Raw genomic sequence first — 17,421 nt, forward strand, 5'->3', positions numbered from 1 at the left:
GCTCAGCCGACCGGCATGAGGGAGTAAAGGATCAGCATCGCCTGGCGCTCGTCCGAGGCGAGCGGAACGTCCACGACGCGGTTACCGATCCGGAGTTCCTGCGGGTGTTCCTGCCCCGTCACGCGTCCGACCAGGTCCCTCGCCTGTCTGATGAGCAGGTCGGCCGTCTCCTGCTCGCCGTTCCTCCAGTCCGGGTCGATCCACAGCACCGGCGTCGCGTCCACGATGTCCCTCCCCCGCACCGCGTCGGAGAGCGCGGCCAGTGTCGTGTCGAAGGAGTTCCGGTCAAGGCGCCCGTCGGTGAGTCGGACCGTGCCCAGCACACGGGCCTGCATGTCGATGACACCGGGTTGCCGCTCGGTGATGGCCTCCATCAGACCCGGATCCGCCACATGCGGATTGCTCAGCATGACCACCCGCAGGAGGCCCCGCCCCGTGGGCCCGGACGGGTAGGCGATCAGGAAGACGCCGCCATCCGTTTCGGGTTCGAACAGGCCGGCTGGTGCGCTCACTTGAGTGACACGGGCCTGCGGGTCCAGTACGGCAGCGGAGGGCAGCGCGGTGGCGATCGCCATGGCGCGGTCGAAGCCGGCGGGCACGGGGCCCGCCGCGCCGAATCCGACGTGGTGGATCGCCTTCGGGGCGTCGGTGGCGACGTAACTGCGGCGCAGTTCCTCGGCGCTGGTCCTGGCCTTGGCCGTGTCGGGGTCGAACAGCACCGACCGGACCCGCTCCCAGGGAAGCTCGTCGGCGGTGCCGCGCTTCAGGAGCGCCGCCCATTCGGCCGCCTGGTCGCGACTGGTCGCCGCCGCCACCCACACCACGACACCACGCGGAGCGAGCCGTTCTGCGGGTCGGTCGGGCCGACGGTGCCGGAAGGCGACCCAGTCGCGGGTCGGGGTGACGCCGGTGGCTCCCGGCTCGCTCTCCCGGGAACCGAACAGCTCGGCGCGGGCCCGGTCGTAGAAGTCGCTCTTCCCCGAGTGCGCGCCGCGCAGCAGGCCCAGCGAGATCTCGGCGAGCGGGCGGAGCGGGTGGTCCGGGTCCAGGGCCCGCGGATCCTGGCGGAAGTCGGCGGTGAAGCTGCGGTCGGGCAGTGTGACGCGTACGGAGCCGTCCTCTTCGAGCTCCACCGTCGTGGTGGGGCCGCCCTCGGGCCGGTGGCGGATCGTGAACTCCCGGGAACCCGACCGCTCGGTGAGCGTCACCGAGACGGCGAAGGACACGGGTCGTGCCGAGCCGGGCCCTTCGCCACCTCGCCCGAGGCTGACCGTGCCGTTGAACCGGAACCTCCGGGGGGCCTCGGTGCCGTCCGTGAACGGGGCGACCTCCACCCTTCCGAACAGCTCGAACAGGGCGGCTGCGGGGCCCCTTCCCTGCCCGTCCTCACCCTGACCGGCCCGGTACGGCGCGTAGACGTCGAGCTGCGCATTGACGCTCGCCGGCTCGCCGGGCCGCAGCCGCCACGGGTCACGGTCGCACGACAGGGACCCCCGGAGCGCGATCGGTTTGCCTTCCTCGTCGTCGAAATCGGCGGAGAACAGCCGTGGCCCGCCGTCGGCCCCGGCGGAGAACCGGCCGGCCTCCTCGGAGAGCTGCCGGAGGTGGTCCAGCCTGAGCCGCCGTTCGTTGGGGTCGGGGACGGTGAGCTGCGAGCCCTGCTCCTCGACGGCGGCGGCCAGCAGCTCGACCACATCGATTCCGTCCCGTTCGGTGGAGACCGCGCAGAGACCGGCTGTCACCAGGGAGAATCCGGCAGTGCCGACGGGCAGCCGCGCAATGCCGGTGCAGCTCACCGACCCTCCGGTGCGGGCCAGCCGCAGGTGGGCCGTGCGGCCGCGCCCGCTCGGGCGGGACGCCGACGTGAGGCGTCCGTCCGGCACCAGGATGTCGACGTCCGGTCGCGCCGAAGGGTCGTCCATGCCCGCGAGCAGGGAGATCCGGTCGCGGTGCCGGACCTCCTCCACCTCGTGCGGCATCTGGTCGGCGGGGACGGGCAGGAACCTGAGGTCGACCCCGGGCCCCAGCAGGCGGCGCACCTGGCGGTCGAGGTCTCCCGCGGGGTCGACCGGCAGATAGCCGGCCGGCGGCAGCTCGATCACACCCGCCCCGACGAGCGACCCTTCGGGCACGCCCTCCAATCCGGCGAGCTGACACTGGAACTGCGCGATCTGGGCGGCGAAGACGCTGTGCGGGCGCCTCCCCAGCCGGCCGTCCGTGAAGCAGCCCGCCGGGGTCTCCAGCAGTTCCCGCCGGGCGGTCCAGACGTCGGCGAACAGGGTGGTGCGGCCGGAACGCGCCAGGACCGCGAGGGGCACCTCGTTCCCGGCCGGGCCGGGAGCGCCCCGGCACCAGGTCGGAGAGGAGAGGAAGGAGGCCGACATGGGCGGCCCCGCCGCGGCTCGTTCGTCCGCGAAGTACGCCGCCGCTACCCGGGACCTGAGGTGCCGCGCCTCCAGGAGTACCGACGTGCCGCCCGGCAGAGCGCTGCCCAGCGCGAGGGGTCTCAGCCGCAGGACCACGCCGTCGATGCGGTAGGGACGCGCCGTTTCCGGGGCGCAGGCCCGTTCACAGGGGACCCCGTACACCTCGGTGGTGCCGCAGAGCCCCTCGGCCCACGCGAGGGTGAGCAGGTAGAGCGCGGTGCCCTCGGCGGCGTCGGCGGTGGGCGCCGTGCCGTTCGCCTCGCACGGGGCGAATCCCGCCCGTCCCGTGTCGGACGCGGAGGCCGGGGTCACGCCCCGGGTGGCGTCGAGGACGGTGTCGACCGTGGTGGAGACGGTGGCGGGCAGGAGCAGCACCCTGCCGCCGGGGTCGATCGCCAGGCCCGGTGCGAGGGTGAGCTTCTCACCGGAGAGCGCGACGTCGAGCCCGTGGGCGACACCGGAGCCGCCTGCGCGGCCGAGGGCGAACGTCAGTGCCCGCTGGGCGTCCTGTTCGGTGCTGAGGTCCGCGCCGCGCAGGAGCCGGCCGTCGAAGAAGTTGAGCCGCGTCAGCGGGGTCGGGACGGGGATCACGGCCTGCCCGTCCGCCGGGCGGGTGAGCACGACCGGGCCCAAGTCTCCGGACAACAGGTCCGTCATGAGCAGGCACCTCCCTGGGGGATCGCGCCGGCGGCAGCCAGCTCGACCAGCGTCGTGGTGTCCACGTGGGACGTTCTGGTGGCCACGTCGACGGCGCCGACGCAGGCGGTGGTGGCCCCGTCGACCGTGGTCAGCCTGAGGCCGGTCAGGTCGCCGAGGACGACGTCGGCGGGCTCGGCACCGGGCAGCAGGGCGGAGCCGTCCTGCCCGTCGAGGCCCGCGGGGCGGCGGTCCACGGTGTCCAGGGCGGCGCAGCGGCGCACCGCGTCCAGCCAGACGTCGGGCCGTTCGGATTCGGCGGCGTTCTCCGCCCGGGCCCGCAGCGGGTCCACTTCCCGGCCGACGGCCGCGTCCCGCTTGGCGTCGCCGGTGCCCGGCAGACCGAAGAGCCGGCGCAGGCGCGGGTAGCGCACGGTCCGGACGGACCGCTGCGGTACGAGGAGGAGCTCGGCGGTCTCCCTCAGCCGGGAGAAGGCCGTCTCGGCGTCGGCTCCCTCGCACGGGGAGACGAGCGCGGGTACGGGCCGTGCCAGGCAGGCGCGGAAGCGGGCCACGACGTGCGCGTCGAAGGTGTCGCCCTCGGGGGTCTCCCGCATCGTGACCCTCTCCCGGTTCTCCTCCAGCCACTGGGCGATGTCGAGGCAGCTGAGCGTCGGCAGGTGCAGTTCCCGGCCGAGTCCGTCGACGGCCAGCCCCGGGCTCACCTGTACCTCGCGGCTGGGGCCTTCGACGCTGATCCCGAACCCCCAGACGACTCCGCCGCCGTGCAGCCACGCGTTGTGCAACCGGACCTTCGCCCAGGCGTGCCCGACGACCGTTTCCAGATCGGCGACGCCGAGCAGCATGCCGAAGTGGGCGGCGAGCGAGGTGAACGGGTCGGCGGCGGGGAGCGTCGCGTTGCGGTCGCCGTTCATCGGCTTCACGCCTCCCCGCGGACGAGGGCGGCCCGGCGGGCCGTGGCGACCGCGTGCGCGGCCTCGGCATCGGCCGCCCGTGAGGTGAGCTCGGCGGTCAGCCGGTCGGCGGCGTCGGCGGCCTTCGACGCCTCGCGCAGCGCGTGGGCGAGGGCGTCGCGGGCGTCGTACACGTTCTTGATCAGCTTTTCGGCGTCGCCGTCGGTGCCGCCCGGCCCGTCGAGCGCGGCTTCGGCCGCGAGGAAGGTGAGGACCTGCTCCTTGAGGTCTTCCGGGATCGCCGCTTCCCAGCTGTCGAGGGCGGCCTGGGCCCCGGCGAGTTCCTCCCGCTTCTCGCGCAGTTCCCGCTCGGCAGCGGTGACCGCCTCGCGCTCCTCGGCGACGCGTGGGGACGTCTCCGCGTCGAGGTCCGGTTCGGCGTCGATCGCGGCCAGGACGGCGGTGTCAAGTGCCGCCTCGGCCTCGCGCAGATCCTGTGCGGCGGCGTACACCGCCTCCTCCTTGGGCGCCGCGGCCTGGGCGTTCCTGCGCAGGCGCTTGAGCTGTTCCTTCTGGGCGGAGGTCGGGCCTTGCGCGCGGGCCACGGCGTCCAGGCGGCTTCGTGCCTCGTCGTGCCGGGTGGACGCGCCTTCCGCGGCCGCCCGCAGTGCGGCGAGCGCGCCGGCGTAGGCGTCCTGTGCGCCGAGGAGGGCGCCGGCGGGGTCTCCCCGGTCGGCGAGTTGTTTCCGGCGCGCCCGGTGGGCGCGGTCGAGGCGGTCGGTGACCGCGGCCGTGCGCCGGCCGGCCTCCACGGCCCGGATCCTGAACAGCTTGAAGAGCGCGGCGCCGAAGAGCGCGTCGAGGCGGCCGCGCGCGCCGTCGAGGGACCCGTCGGCCGGTGGGGGCGCGGCGCCGTCCGGTCTCTGCGCCGCGCCGTCGGACGACTGTGCCGCCGTGCCGGCCTTCTGTGCCGGGCTCTCGGGCTTCTGTGCGGGACTCTCGTCCTTCTGGGCGGGACCTTCCGTCTTCTGGGCCGGTCCCTCGGTCTTCTGGGCCGTCGCGTCGGACGTACCCGCCGCGTCTTCGGTCTTCTGCGCGGCCCCGCCGCGCTTCGGATCCGTGCCGGGGGACGCCTTGCCGGCCGACCGCGCCCGCACGGCGCCGACCCAGGCCGCGACCTGGTCGGCGTCCTCCTGTGCCTTCTTCGCCGCGTCGGTGGCCTTGGCGAGTCTCCCCTGGGCGAGGGTCAGGGCGTCCGTGAGCGCGGTGCGTCCGCGCTGTACGGCGCCCAGGGCATCCGCGCTGCGGGCCGCCTCGGCGACCGCGCGCTGCCGTTCGACCAGCAGCTCTTCCAGGGTCCGGGCCAGTCCGTCGGCGTCGACCGGCAGCGGAGCGGCGCCGAGATCGCGGCGGATCCCGGCCTCCTCGGCGACGAGGGCCGCGAGGGCACCGGTGGCGTCCGCGGCCTCCCGTTGACAACGGGCGAGGTCGGTGTCGCAGGCGGCCAACCGCCCCGTCAGGGTGGTGACGGCGCCGGCGGCCCGTTCGAGCTCCTCGTCGGCGAGCTGCGTGAGGGGGGTCGTCACGGACACGGTGACTCCTTGGCTACGTGGACGGTGTGTCGGACGGGCTCCTGACCGGTCGCCGCGACGGGGGGATCGCCCGGATACGCGCGGCCCGCCTTGGCGTACTCCCGGCGGACCGCCAGGGCGAAGTGGGCGGGGCCGATCGGAGTGCCCTGCTCCGCGGCGAGGTAGGCGGCGGCCACCGCGGCGTTGCGGATCAGGGCTCCGGTCAGCGGGTAGAGCGCGGCGAGCTGCTCGAGGTCGACGCCGGGGCCGAGCGGCGCCCCCGGCGGCAGGTGGTGGCGCCACAGCAACGTGCGCTCGGGCTGCTCCGGCGGGTCGAACGGCACGATGAACTCCAGGCGTCGGACGAATGCCTGATCGATGTTCTGGCGGAGGTTGGTGGCGAGGACGGCCAGCCCGTCGAACGACGCGAGCCGGGAGAGCAGGTAGGAGGTCTCCAGGTTGGCGTAGCGGTCGCGGGCGTCGCTCACCTCCGTGCGGCGCCCGAAGAGCGCGTCGGCCTCGTCGAAGAGGAGGACCGCGTCCCCGCGTTCCGCGGCGTCGAACGCCTCACCGAGGTTCTTCTCCGTCTCCCCGATCCATTTCGAGACGGTACGGGAGAGGTCGACCACGAGCAGGTCACGGCCCGCCTCCCGGGCGAGCACCTCGGCCGCGAGGGTCTTGCCGGTGCCCGGCGGCCCGGAGAACAGCAGCCGGACGCCGCGCCGTCCCGGGCGCCCCGGGAGGAACCCCCAGTGGTCGAGCACCACCCGCTGCCGGCGGATCCGGGCGACGGCCTCGCGCAACTGCGCGATGCGGTCCGGTGGCAGGACGAGCCCGTCCCAGCCCGCCATGGGCCGCAGCCGCGCAACGCCGTGCGGGGCACGGTCGGCTTCCGGGGCGTCGAGCGCGGAGCGCAGATCGGCCGCGCGAAGGGGTGCGCCGCGCAGCCGCGCGCCGACCGCGGCGTTCCTGGCCGTCTCCCCGGCCGCTGCCGTGCCCAGCGCGGCGGGCATCGCCCGGGCGGCGCCGGGCAGCCCGGGGGCGAGCCGGCGCCACAACTCGCGCCGGTCCTCCGGGGAGGCCGGGGGGACGTCCACGGTCAGCAGCGGTCTGCCGGTGGAACCCAGGACGACTCCCCGCGGGGACGCGAGCACGGCCGGTGCGGGGACGTCGTCGAGCGCCCCGGCCCCGTCGGGCAGTTCGCCGGTGACGAACACAGGTGTGACGCCGTGGGCCATCGCCGTCAGGGCCGACGCGCGGGCGGTACGCCTGTCCAGCGTGGGGACGTCGAGGACGGCGGGTTCTCGGCCGGTGGTGGCCAGCAGGGCGGCGAAGCGCAGCGCGGCGTCGGCCGGATCGGCGGAGCGGAGGGCCGCGGTGGCCGGGACGCCGCGGCGGACCGCGCTCAGCACGGCGGCCACCGCCGGCTCGTCGGCGCACGGGCCGCCGGGAACGGCGCGGATCGCCGCCGGGTCCGTCCGCCGGAGCCCGCCGGGCCACAGCGGCGCGGCGTGCAGGGCGTCCCACAGCCCGTCGGCGAGGATCAGGGAGCGCTCCCAGAACGGCCCGTCACCGCGCAGGCCCAGCGCGCCGCACGTCACCAGCGGTCCGCCGCTCAGCAGGCCGCGCAGCCACAGGCGCGCGGCGACCGGGTCCCCGGGGGCGCCGGGCAGCGCTCCCGTCTCGGCGAGGAGGCTCGCGAGTCCGGTGGTGGGGGCCGGTACCCTGCCCGGGTGCAGGTCGCGCAGCACACTGGACAGCCCTTCGTGTTCCTCGCCGAGCCCGGCGAGGAGCAGCAGATCGCTTTCGGCGGCGGCGAGGCGCAGTCCCCGCGCGATTCGGTCGAGCGGCCGGCTCTGCGGCTCTCCGGCGACGGGGCCGCCGCGGGCGGCGAGCGCGGTGAGGAATCCGTGCGCCGGGTGCTGCTCCCCCAGGGCCGCGCCGATCCGGCCCGCGAGCCTCAGCACGCCGCGGTGCAGCCGGGCGGAGTCGGCTCCGGGGCCGGCGGGGGCGGAGCGTGGGGTCTCAGACATAGCGGAACCTCACGACGCAGCCGAGGGCCGGCAACCAGCCCGGGTCCAGGTCGAGTCCGGCCGCTCGGAGGTCGACGTCGACACCGTCGAGGTCGAGGCGGAGTTCGAGCCACCCGGGGCATGCAGTGATCTCTCCGCGCCGGTGGAGCACGCGGGCGAGCAGCGCGCTCTGCGAGAGCCGGGCAGGGACCCGGCCGGTCAGTCTGCGCCGCAGGGCGCGGACGGTGCGGTCGGCCGGGCGGGCGGACGCGCGCCGGAGGAGGTCGGGGCCGGCGCCGTCGGGCGGGCGGGGCGGGAGAGCTGTCGGGGGCAGGCCGCAGAAGGCGAGCAGCGCGGGATCGTCGGGGGCGGGCGCGCGCAGCCGGGGCGCGGACCGGCGCAGCAGTTCCGTGCCCAGCAGGTGCATCGTCCAGCGGATGTCCGCCTCGTACAGCTCGGGCGGGAGGCCGCGGCCGGGGCCGGCGCGGGAGGTCAGGGGGGTGGCCAGGTGGAGGCAGAGGAGCAGCCCGGCGTTCGCGGTGGTCGCCCGGGCCGTGGCGGGAGTCGTGGCGGGCGGCGCGGTCCGGGGAGCCGTGTGCGTCGGCGGCGGGCCGGTGGCGGGCGGGGCATCGGCTGCGGGGGCGGCCGGGACGGGCCGGTCCGGGCAGGTGGTGGTGCCCACCGGGGTGGCGGCGGGGGCGGCCGGCCCGTCCGGCGGACGCGCCGCTCGGGGCTGCGGCGCGTCGAGCGCGCGGACGGCGAGGCGCAGGACGGCGGCGCCGTCGGTGGCGACGCGTCCCGGATCCGCATCGAGGAGGGCCAGGGCGACGAGGGCGGTGCGGCTGCGCGCATCGGGGGCGGTGCGGGCTTCCGCGCCGAGCGGTGACCGCTGCGGCAGTGCGGCGGCGAACCGGGCGAGGGCCGCGCCGTCGAGCCCGTGGTGCCCCGTGGCGCCCGGGTGTTCGGCGGCGGTGGGGGACGCCGCGGTCCGGGCCACGGGGGGCGCGGTCGGGGCCGCTGCCGTGAGCGTCTCCTCGGGCCGGCCGCCGTGGGCCTGCCAGGCGGCCGCCGCCAGGTGCTCCAGGCGTGCCGGTCCGAGCAGGCTCACCAGGTCCCGCAGCGTGCCCCGTCGGGCCACGCCCGCGAACACCGGGGCGATCGCGGTGGCTTGGCCGGCCAGTGCGGCGGTGACGCCGTCGGCGACCGTGCCGTTGTCGGCGGCGGCGTCCGGCCAGAGGCCGAGCCTGCGCCACGCCCAGAGCGGGGCGGTGTCCCCGGCACAGGCCCGCGAGGCGATGTCCAGCAGGGCGGCGGACCGGCTGGGGTAGCGCACCACCCCGGGCCCTCCCGCGGCGAGTTGCCCTTCCACCGCCGAGGCGACCTGCCGGGCCCACGTGCTCGCGGCCTCCTCGGTGCAACCGGCGCGGACGCTCACCGGTGGCACCGGCACGGAGGCGAGGGCCACCTGCTCGTCCGGCGTCACCGTCGCGGCCAGCGCTTCGGCGAGCACGTCGGCGAGGAGTGCGTCCAGCAGCGCGGACGCGTCGGCGCGCAGTCGGGGTGCGGCGAGCGTCCACCGCACCGTGAAGTGGTCGATCACGGCGTCGGTCATGGCCGGGCCTCCGGGTTCCCGCCGACGCGGCTGCCGCCGACGGTCAGGCCGCCGGCCGGTTCACCGAGCACCGCGTGCCCACCGAGGACGCCTCCGACGGCCAGTCGCCGGAAGCCGCTGGAGGAGCCGATGACGGAGGTGAGTTCCAGATGGCAGCCCACGCCCAGCCGGGCGCCGCCGTCGGCGGTGCACACCTCGGCCAGGGTGTGCGCGGGCCGGTGCAGGTCGAGGATGTGCCGGACGCAGGCGCGCTGTTCGTCGGAGAGGGTGCCGGGGACCACGACGGAGAACCGGTGGGCGTAGTCGGCGAACGCACCGCCCGGTGCGACGAACTGCGGGCCCCGGGCGTCGCCCAGGCCCCGGAAGCGGAATCGCTCCACCAGAACGGGTTCCGCTCCGAGGTAGATCGCCAGCATCCGGCTCAGCCCGGCCGGGGTCCCCCGCGAGCGGAACAGCTCGACCGCCTCGGCGAGCAAGGTCCGGCGCGCCGGTTCCGGCCACCGTTCGTCGAGCGTGAGCCCGACCAGGGACGCGAGCCAGGGCAGGAACTCCGGGGGTGCCGCCGCGGGGTCGAGCACGAGCTCCCGCCCGGCGGCGCGGGCGTCGAGGTCGGTGAGGACACCGGTGGCGAGCGCGAGGAACCGGTCGAGGAAGGCCGCGGCGCGCGGTTCGGCGGAGTAGACGCCCGGGAGCCGCTCCAGCAGGCGGTGGCCCGTGCCCTCGACGCGCAGCGCGCGGATGCGCGGTGCCGTCTTCGAGGTGCCCGTGAGGTGGAGCCGGAGCCACAGGTAGCGGCCCGGAGGTGCGTGCACAGGCGATTCGTAGGTGACGAAGGGGTCGCCCGCGGCCCGGCGGGCCCACGGCACCTCCGGGGCGCCGCGCCGGTACAGCCCGCCGGCCCCTGTCGCCGTGTCGCGGCCGTAGAGCCGCTCCGCCTCGTCCGCCGGGGCGAGCGGCGGGCCGGGGGGCAGTGCGACGGAGTCCGGGTCCACGTTGGCGGGCAGGGTGTGCGGGAGAGGTTCCCCTCCGACGTCGGCGGGGAGGTCGTCGGAGGTGAGGAAGCCGACCGACAGGGAGGTGCCGGGCGGCAGGCACGCGTCGACGAACAGCCGGCCCCAGCGCTGCCGGTAGACCCCGCTGTCCAGGGCGAAGGTGTCGACCCGGCCCGCGGTCCGGTACCGGACCGGTGCGCCGAAGGCGGTACGGGGGCCGGTGCCGCCCCAGTAGCCGATCCGTCCGTCGGGGGTGCGGGCCAGGCCGCGCCCGTCGTACCGCGGGGCCCGCAGCGGCCGTTCCTCGGCGGAGCCGCCGTCGCCGAAGGTGAACCGGCGCAGGTCGGCGCCCGCGGGGCCCGCGACGACCACGGCCGCCGCGCCGTCCAGCTCCAGGTCCGTCGCGCCGGGGAAGGGCCCGAGGGGGTGGCGCGTGCGGGGGTCGGCGACCGGCACGGCCCAGCCCTCGCCCGCCGGGCCCCGCCGGAGCAGCCAGACTTCGTCACCGGGGCCCACCGCCACCCGGGCCGGTACGGTGCCCGGGGGCAGCGCGGCCCGCGGTCCGGCGGGCGCGGGGAACGGCCGGGGCGGTCCCACGGGGCCCGCCTGCCACAGCGCGGCGTCCGGTTCGCGGCACGCGATCAGCGGTCCGCCGCTGTGACCGGCCAGGTCGACCGGGGTCCCGGGCACGCCGGACGCGACCCGGCGCACGAGCCGCCGGGCGGCCGGGTCGAGGACGGACACGGAGCCGTCGGTGCCGTCCAGCACAATCAGCCGCCCGTCCGGGTCCACAGCCATGGCCACCGCCCGCACGCACCTGCGCGGAGCGCCGGGCGCCGGTGCGAAGGTCCCGGTCGGCGGGCCCGGCACGGATCCGGTCTCCAGCAGGTCTTCCGCCGGTGCCGCGCGGTGCCGCGCACCGGCCCGGCCGGGTGCGAGCAGACCGCCCGGTGCCCAGCGGGTCCGCACGATGCGCCCCTCCTCCGGCACCGCGTGGTAGGCCGCGTGGCCCGGGCCGAAGGCGAGCCCGGCCGGCTTCGGGCCGCCGCCGGGGGGCGGTGTGACGCCCGGTGTCACGGCCGGTTTCTCCCATGCCAGGGTGACCGTGCGGTCGTCGGCCACCAGAGCGGTGCCCACGTGCGCGCAGCGCAGCCACTGGGCTTCGACCGCGATCGCCGCGGACCGGGCCGGATCCATCAGCACTCCTCTTCCACGACGGGCACGGGTACCGGCACCGGGGGCGGGGCGCCCGGTGTCCCCGCGGGCGGTGCGGGCGCTTCCCCCACGGGCAGCGGGGTGTCGCCGGCGATCACGGCGATCGCGGTCGGTTCGACGACCTCCCACGGCCGCAGCTCGACCGTGCCCACGGCCCACGCGCCGCCCTCGCCCTGCTGTGCCACGTCCAGCCCGTTGAGGTACTCGACCCCCTCGACCTGGAGCGCGGCCGCTTCCAGCTCCGGGCCGTGGACCCGGCGGCCGAGTGGCCAGCCCGCGCCTTCAGGCCCGTAGGGCGGCAGCGGCGACAGGTACTGGCGGAGGACCAGTTCGACCCAGTGCCGGACCGCGTCCACGCTGTACCCGGCCTTGACGGCGAGGGCCACGGAGACCGCCACCTTCCGGTACTCCGGCGGAACCACGTAGAGCTCCGTGGTGATCAGCCGGCGGGCGTCCAGGTGCGCGCAGACCCGGCGGAGCAGCCCGCGCTCGGGCGTCGGCGCGTCCGGGTGCGCGGGGTCCTGCCGGGGCCAGACGACGACCGTGACGACGCCCGCCGCGTCCAGTGCTTTCGACGGGGGGTGGAAGAGGGGCAGGCACTCGGCGCGCCCCACCTGCCCGCCCGGGGTGAGCGCGGCGAGTTCGGCGTAGTCGGAGGCGGTCACCGCCCGGTCGTGGCGGCGGAATTCGCCGGGGATCCGGTCCATGGCCCGGTCGAGGGTCTCGGCCGCGGTGCCGCCCTCGGTGGGGAGCGGATTGGCCACGGTGGCCGGCTCGCCGCCCGGCAGTTGCGCGAGGGCCCGGGCGGAGAGGTTTCCCTGTTCACCACCGCCGTAGCGATAGCGCAGCACCCGGATCCGTTCACCGATCTGCGGTGCCCGGCCGCGGACGGTGTCTCCGAAGGCGCATGCGCCGGCCTCCGCGTCCAGGGTCCAGTGCCGGTCGTCCGGCCCGGCGGCGGCGAACGACTCGGCCCTCGTCCACGGCCGCCAGACCCCGTTCTCCTCGACTTCGACGACCACGGGCGGCACGTCGGGCTGTACGGGCCGGTGGGCGAGGGCGTAGCACTGCCCCGGCATGCCCGTACCGGTGCCGAGGTACTCGGGCTGTGCGGTGACGGCCTGGACCACCTCGGCCGCGTTGGCGCCCACCCAGCGCAGTGCCGGGATCTCCGGGGCGCCGGCGACGGGGAAGGCGCGCAGCCAGAACAGCACCTCCTCGTCACCGTCCAGGGCCGGCGGGAAGGCGCCGACGCCCGCGGCGTCGGGGACGGCCGGGACGGGGATCCCGGCCTCGCCCGGGTCCTCGGGCAGGCGCAGCCGCACCACCCCGTCGTGCCGCAGGCCTCCGGTGGAGTCCGCGCAAACCTCCACCGGCCGGTAGCGGGGCCGGTCGTCCCCCGAGCCGGTGGAGATCTGCCACTGCACCTGCGGGGGCGGCCCGCCGCCGGTGTGCTCCGCGCCGGGGCAGGGGTCGGCGGCGGACATGCGCGGCAGCTGCGGGTCGAGTGCCACTCCGATGCTGAGCTCGACGCCCGCGAGGGGCGAGTCTTTGCGGCGCAGTGCCTCGGCGGCCTCCCCGGCGGTCACGGCCAGCCACAGGGTGCCGTCGACCGCCTTCGGTACGTCCAGCGGCACCCCGGTGGCCGGGTCGTCGGCGAGTGCCACCGGCCGGTAGAACACGGGTTCCTCGTCCTCGGCGAGCCCGTGGGCGTCGAGGCCGGCCTCGGCGGCGGACACCAGATCGGGATCGGCGGGCGCGGGGGCGGCGATCTTCGCCACGGCCCGTACCCGGACCGGCAGGGCCGTGACGTCCTGTTCGGTCTCGAAGCGGACGGAACCGGCGCCGACGACCGTGGCAGCGGGCAGCACGACGCCGTCCGGGGTGCCGTCGTTCCGCCGCTGCACCGGGGTGAAGGCGACGAGACCGCGGGCGGGCTGGGCGGGCAGCAGGGGGACGTGGAGCAGGCCGAGGAGCCATGTGCGGGTGGCGTCCGGGATCTGGTTGAAGCGGTAGAGCAGCTTCTCGCCGAGGAACGCGACGAGTTCCAGCAGGGTGACGCCGGGGTCGCCGGGGTGCCGGTCGGTCCATTCGGGGGTGTAGGCCGCGATGCGTTCCAGCAGTTCGCCACGGAGGTGCGCGAAAGAGCGGTCGTCGAGGGACGGTGGCGGGAACGGCATGGTCAGACCCCCGCCGAAGGGGGACCGACCGGCACCGCGATCCGCAGGTCCTCGGCGCTCCCGTCGCGGACGTGGGTGTAGGCCACGGTGACGACGGCCAGGGCGGGGTCCTCGCCGGGGCTGACGTCGACGGTGCGCACGGCGATCCGCGGTTCCCAGGCCGACAGTGCCTCCTCGACGGCCCGGCCGATCGCCGCGCGCGTCTCCGGTGTGTTCGGGGTCGCCAGGAACCGGCGCAGCGCGCAGCCGAAGTCGGGGCGCATGAGCCGCTCGCCGGGCTCGGTGACGAGGATGAGCCGCACGGACTGGCGGATCAGCGCGGCGCCGCTTACGAGGTTCAGGGTGTCGTGCGGGGGGAGCGGCTCGACGGGGAACGTCCAGCCGCGGCCGAACCGGCCGCCGTGTGTGTCGGTCATGGGGTGAGCACCTCCTTGCGTTCCACCCGCGGTTCGTAGCGGAGGTCGTCGTCGGGTGCGGACAGCCCGCGGGCGCCGCCGAACAGGGACCAGGCGGTACGGAACCGGTCCCCGGCGGGCTGGCCCTGGAGTCCGTCGGTGAACTTCGTCTTGTCCTGGGACAGGCCGGCGGCGGAGGCCGACTTTCCGAACGCTTCGGCGAAGAGGGCGAAGGCGCTGTCGGCGTCCTCCTTGATCTTGGCGTCGAAGGCCGCGTCGGCCTCGAAGTCGGGCGGCTTCGCCGCGAGTTCCGCTTCGAGGTCGCCGCCGACGGACAGACTCGGCGGGATGCAGATCTTCAGGGCCAGCAGGAACCACAGTCCCAGCAGCAGCACGACGATCGGCAGGAACAGCCGCAGCACGAAGGTGGCGACGAGGGTGATGAGCGGGATGGAGAACGAGCAGATCTGGTAGCCGCCCCCGGCGGCCTTGTCGAATTGCAGCTCCGGTGGGCTGCCCACCCGGACGCCGCCGGCCCCGGTGCCGAGCTTGGCCGCTTCCTGAAGTTCGCTCCGGCTCGGCATCCGGACGGTCACCGGGCGGTGCGCGGTCCCGCGGGGGTCCAGGGGGCCGGCCAGGCGGAACGGCTCGCACGGTTCGCTCCAGGTCAGCGGTCCGTGGCAGTCGTGCTCGCCCGGCCGGCGCGGGCAGGCGGGGTCGTGCCGGCGCACGTAGCAGCGGATCTCGTAGACGGAGGCGTCGTCGAACCGCGGCGCGCGCTCCTGCCGGGGCTCGTCCGCCCGGTGGGGCCCGGTCGCCGGGGGGAGGATCTCCAGGTCCGACGAGCCGGTCGCGACGACGCCGAAGTACAGCGTCCGGCCCGCGGCGTCGTGGTGGACGTCCGACCGGTCGGGCACCAGGGGGTAGAGCGGGAACGTCGCCTCGGTGAGCTCTTCGGGCAGTTCGGCCACCGGTTCCCACCGCCCCAGCCCGGGCAGGCGCCGCAGGCCGCCGCCGGGCCGCTCGGGAGCGGGCACGAGCCGGCCGTCCGGATCGACGGCCAGGGGGCGCCAGCCCTCCAGCGCGCGGTCCACGCCGGCGGCCTCGGCCCACTCGCGCAGCGCGGCCCGGCGGCCGGCGACGTCGCGCTCGGCCGTCACGTACCGCTCGCCCAGGGCGCCGAGCGCGCCGGAGCCCGTCCTGCCCGCCCGTGCCGCCTGGGCCAGCCGTCTGTCGACCGCGTGCAGCCGGGCGCGCGCCACGGCGAGGTCGCGCAGCCTCCTGCGGGCCTCGGTGGTCGCGGCGGCGGGCACCGAGGCGCGCCGGCGCCGGATCACGAATCCCGCCTCGCACACCTCGCTGCGCTGAGGGGAGGGCAGACCGGGCCGGTCGCAGTGCAGTTCCACAGCCACCAGGTAGTGGCGGTGGTGAGTGGCGAGGTACAGCTTGCGCAGCTGCGCCGCGCTCGTGAGGCCCGCCGCCCCCGGGAACGGGGCCGCGCCGCGGTCCGCGACGGGGTCGAAGACGAGCCGGTGCTGCGGGTCGGCCAGGAACGCGCCGACGAGCGCGGGGGTCGCGTACTTCTGCAGCGCCGGCGCGGTCCGGGCGGGAGGGACGTCCTGGCGCGGCCAGTGCCACCAGGGCGCGGTGAGCAGCCAGGTGTGGGAGGCCGGTACCCGGTCGGTGGTCATCGGCGGTTCACCACACGTTCCCGGCGCCGGGGGTGTACATGGTGGAGATGACCGCGGTGGTCTGGAGCGTCGCGCAGACGACGGCTCCGTCGAAGGTGGCGGTGGCCGCGTGGACGTTCACGGCCGGTGCGGTGATGTCCACGGGCGCGTTCGCGTGGATACGGACCTCGCCGCTCGCGGCGAGCGTCACTCCGAACCCGTCGCCGTGGGTCAGCCGCACCTCGCGGGAGCCGGCGTCGAGCACGAGGGTGTGCCCCGATTCGGTCCGCACGGTGACCTTCGCGGCTCCCCGGGTGTCGTCGAACTCCAGGACGCTGCCCGCCCGGGAGGTGATCACCCGCTTGTCGTTGGGCCTGGTCGCCTCGACGGGGGCCGTCTGCCGTCCGTTCCAGCAGGAGCCGACGACGTAGGCGCGGTGGGCGTCGCCCGCCTCGAAGCCGACCACCACCTGGGTGCCGACCTCCGGGTAGGCGACGAAGCCCGCGCCGTCGTCGGCGTACGGGGTGAGCAGCGTCGCCCGGACCCGCAGTTCGTCACCCGCCGTGCCGAGTGAGGGCAGCCGCACCTCCACCCGGCCGAGCCGGTCGGGGTCGACGATGTCCGTCACCAGCCCCGGGTAGAGGCCGTACAGTCCCTCGCTCACCGGTCGCCCCCCGCGTTGACGGTCGCCCGTTCCGCCTCGAAGTGGCTCCGCAGCCCTTGCGCGCCGCGCTGGAAGGTGTGCCGCACCCGGGTCGTGTAGTAGCCGTCCCCGTCGAAGGGCGCGCCCACGCCGGTCAGGGTGAGCCTGCTGCCCACCGTCAGTTCCGGGGTGCCGGCGGTGGTACCGGTCGCGGTGACGAAGCGCCGGGCACGTGCCTGCATCCGCGCCCGTGCCCAGGCCCGGCCCTCGGTCTCGGCCAGCGGCACCATGCGGATGCGCTGGTCCACCCGCTGCCCGACGGCCTTGAGCAGGACGTCCGGGCCGGTGCGGCCGCCGGGGACCTCGGCCGTGACGGCTCTCCCGTCGGCCTCGGCGTCGATGGCGCCCCGGGCGCGGGCGTCGTAGCCGGACACCCGGACCTCGCTGCGCTGGTGGGCGAGGTCGGCGCGGACGACGGCGGCCAGCAGGTCCCGTCCCTGGACCAGTTCCAGCCTCGGTCCCGGGCGGCGGTCCCGCGTGGCGAGGTGCAGGGTCCGGCCGGTCGCCCAGATCTCGGCGCCCAACAGGCGGGCACGGGCCCTGAGGAACGCCAGGTCGGACTCGTTGACCTGGTGGACGAGCGGGTAGGCCGGACCGGCCGCGTCGGTGTCGGCGGTCAGCCCGTGGTCGGCGGCGATCCGCCGCGCCACGTCCGCGTCGCTCACCTGGCGGTAGGTGCGGGAGCGCCGGGTCATCCGCAGTGCCATCAGGGCGTCTTCGGCGAAGACGGTCACGTGGGGGGTGTCACCTTCTTCGAAGGAGACCTCCAGCGCGGACACGGTCCCCCCGAAGACGACGCGCTCGTCCCCGGGCGGCCCGAGGGACACGGAGAGCTCGCTGCCGAAAGACAGGGTGCGGCCGTCCAGGTACTCCACGACGTCGTGGTTCGCCTGTCGGCGGGGAGCGACGGCGAGGAAGTGGGCCGTCAGCGTGCGCAGCCCGGTGACGGTCTCCTCGACGCTCAGCGCCAGGCAGTCGCGCGCGAGGTCCGCCACACGCTGCCCGGTGACCATGAAGACCGGGTCGCAGGCGATGAAGCGCTCACCCACGGCGCGCCTGCCCGGGGTGCACGGGGACGGGGTACGCGGGGCCCGG

Annotated in this window: 11 protein-coding genes; all 11 read right to left on the bottom strand. The window is 76.1% G+C overall.

The features are described 5' to 3' along the window. Positions 1 to 2: 2 nt before the first annotated feature. The 11 genes from ABZ951_RS15010 to ABZ951_RS15060 are packed head-to-tail and all read right to left on the bottom strand — an operon-like array spanning position 3 to position 17,375. Entirely contained in the window at positions 3 to 3,083 is a 3,081-nt protein-coding gene (locus ABZ951_RS15010) for a hypothetical protein (RefSeq protein WP_344098027.1), read from the bottom strand. Beyond that, on the bottom strand, positions 3,080 to 4,006 hold the full coding sequence (locus tag ABZ951_RS15015; RefSeq protein ID WP_344098028.1) for a hypothetical protein: 927 nt from the start codon (positions 4,004 to 4,006) through the stop codon (positions 3,080 to 3,082). The genes ABZ951_RS15010 and ABZ951_RS15015 overlap by 4 nt, the downstream gene beginning before the upstream one ends. Beyond that, positions 4,003 to 5,562, bottom strand: coding sequence for a hypothetical protein (locus tag ABZ951_RS15020; RefSeq protein ID WP_344098029.1), 1,560 nt, complete (start codon positions 5,560 to 5,562; stop codon positions 4,003 to 4,005). Before ABZ951_RS15020 ends, ABZ951_RS15015 begins: the two co-directional genes overlap by 4 nt. Then, complete coding sequence (locus ABZ951_RS15025; protein WP_361279981.1) at positions 5,559 to 7,580, bottom strand: AAA family ATPase; 2,022 nt, start codon at positions 7,578 to 7,580, stop codon at positions 5,559 to 5,561. Before ABZ951_RS15025 ends, ABZ951_RS15020 begins: the two co-directional genes overlap by 4 nt. Beyond that, positions 7,573 to 9,171, bottom strand: a complete 1,599-nt coding sequence (locus ABZ951_RS15030) for a hypothetical protein (RefSeq protein WP_361279983.1) — start codon at positions 9,169 to 9,171, stop codon at positions 7,573 to 7,575. The genes ABZ951_RS15025 and ABZ951_RS15030 overlap by 8 nt, the downstream gene beginning before the upstream one ends. Continuing rightward, positions 9,168 to 11,360, bottom strand: coding sequence for a phage tail protein (locus tag ABZ951_RS15035; RefSeq protein WP_361279985.1), 2,193 nt, complete (start codon positions 11,358 to 11,360; stop codon positions 9,168 to 9,170). The genes ABZ951_RS15030 and ABZ951_RS15035 overlap by 4 nt, the downstream gene beginning before the upstream one ends. Next, positions 11,360 to 13,558, bottom strand: a complete 2,199-nt coding sequence (locus ABZ951_RS15040) for a putative baseplate assembly protein (protein ID WP_344097861.1) — start codon at positions 13,556 to 13,558, stop codon at positions 11,360 to 11,362. The genes ABZ951_RS15035 and ABZ951_RS15040 overlap by 1 nt, the downstream gene beginning before the upstream one ends. A gap of 2 nt (positions 13,559 to 13,560) precedes the next feature. Continuing rightward, the gene (locus ABZ951_RS15045; RefSeq protein WP_344097859.1) at positions 13,561 to 13,974 is read right to left on the bottom strand and encodes a GPW/gp25 family protein; all 414 of its coding nucleotides are present in this window, start codon (positions 13,972 to 13,974) and stop codon (positions 13,561 to 13,563) included. Then, the gene (locus ABZ951_RS15050) at positions 13,971 to 15,644 is read right to left on the bottom strand and encodes a hypothetical protein (RefSeq protein ID WP_361279988.1); all 1,674 of its coding nucleotides are present in this window, start codon (positions 15,642 to 15,644) and stop codon (positions 13,971 to 13,973) included. Before ABZ951_RS15050 ends, ABZ951_RS15045 begins: the two co-directional genes overlap by 4 nt. Before the next feature lie 7 nt (positions 15,645 to 15,651). Beyond that, positions 15,652 to 16,287, bottom strand: a complete 636-nt coding sequence (locus tag ABZ951_RS15055; protein WP_344097855.1) for a phage baseplate assembly protein V — start codon at positions 16,285 to 16,287, stop codon at positions 15,652 to 15,654. Next, complete coding sequence (locus tag ABZ951_RS15060; RefSeq protein ID WP_344097853.1) at positions 16,284 to 17,375, bottom strand: contractile injection system protein, VgrG/Pvc8 family; 1,092 nt, start codon at positions 17,373 to 17,375, stop codon at positions 16,284 to 16,286. The genes ABZ951_RS15055 and ABZ951_RS15060 overlap by 4 nt, the downstream gene beginning before the upstream one ends. Positions 17,376 to 17,421 lie beyond the last annotated feature (46 nt).

This window comes from Streptomyces sp. NPDC046215, from assembly GCF_040646215.1.
GTDB classification, from domain to species: domain Bacteria; phylum Actinomycetota; class Actinomycetes; order Streptomycetales; family Streptomycetaceae; genus Streptomyces; species Streptomyces stramineus.

Excerpts from the sequence above, each read along its gene's own strand:
- ABZ951_RS15010 (WP_344098027.1), bottom strand. The coding sequence starts at position 3,083 with ATGACGGACCTGTTGTCCGGAGACTTGGGCCCGGTCGTGCTCACCCGC.
- ABZ951_RS15025 (WP_361279981.1), bottom strand. The coding sequence starts at position 7,580 with ATGTCTGAGACCCCACGCTCCGCCCCCGCCGGCCCCGGAGCCGACTCC.
- ABZ951_RS15030 (WP_361279983.1), bottom strand. The coding sequence starts at position 9,171 with ATGACCGACGCCGTGATCGACCACTTCACGGTGCGGTGGACGCTCGCC.
- ABZ951_RS15035 (WP_361279985.1), bottom strand. The coding sequence starts at position 11,360 with ATGGATCCGGCCCGGTCCGCGGCGATCGCGGTCGAAGCCCAGTGGCTG.
- ABZ951_RS15040 (WP_344097861.1), bottom strand. The coding sequence starts at position 13,558 with ATGCCGTTCCCGCCACCGTCCCTCGACGACCGCTCTTTCGCGCACCTC.
- ABZ951_RS15045 (WP_344097859.1), bottom strand. The coding sequence starts at position 13,974 with ATGACCGACACACACGGCGGCCGGTTCGGCCGCGGCTGGACGTTCCCC.
- ABZ951_RS15050 (WP_361279988.1), bottom strand. The coding sequence starts at position 15,644 with ATGACCACCGACCGGGTACCGGCCTCCCACACCTGGCTGCTCACCGCG.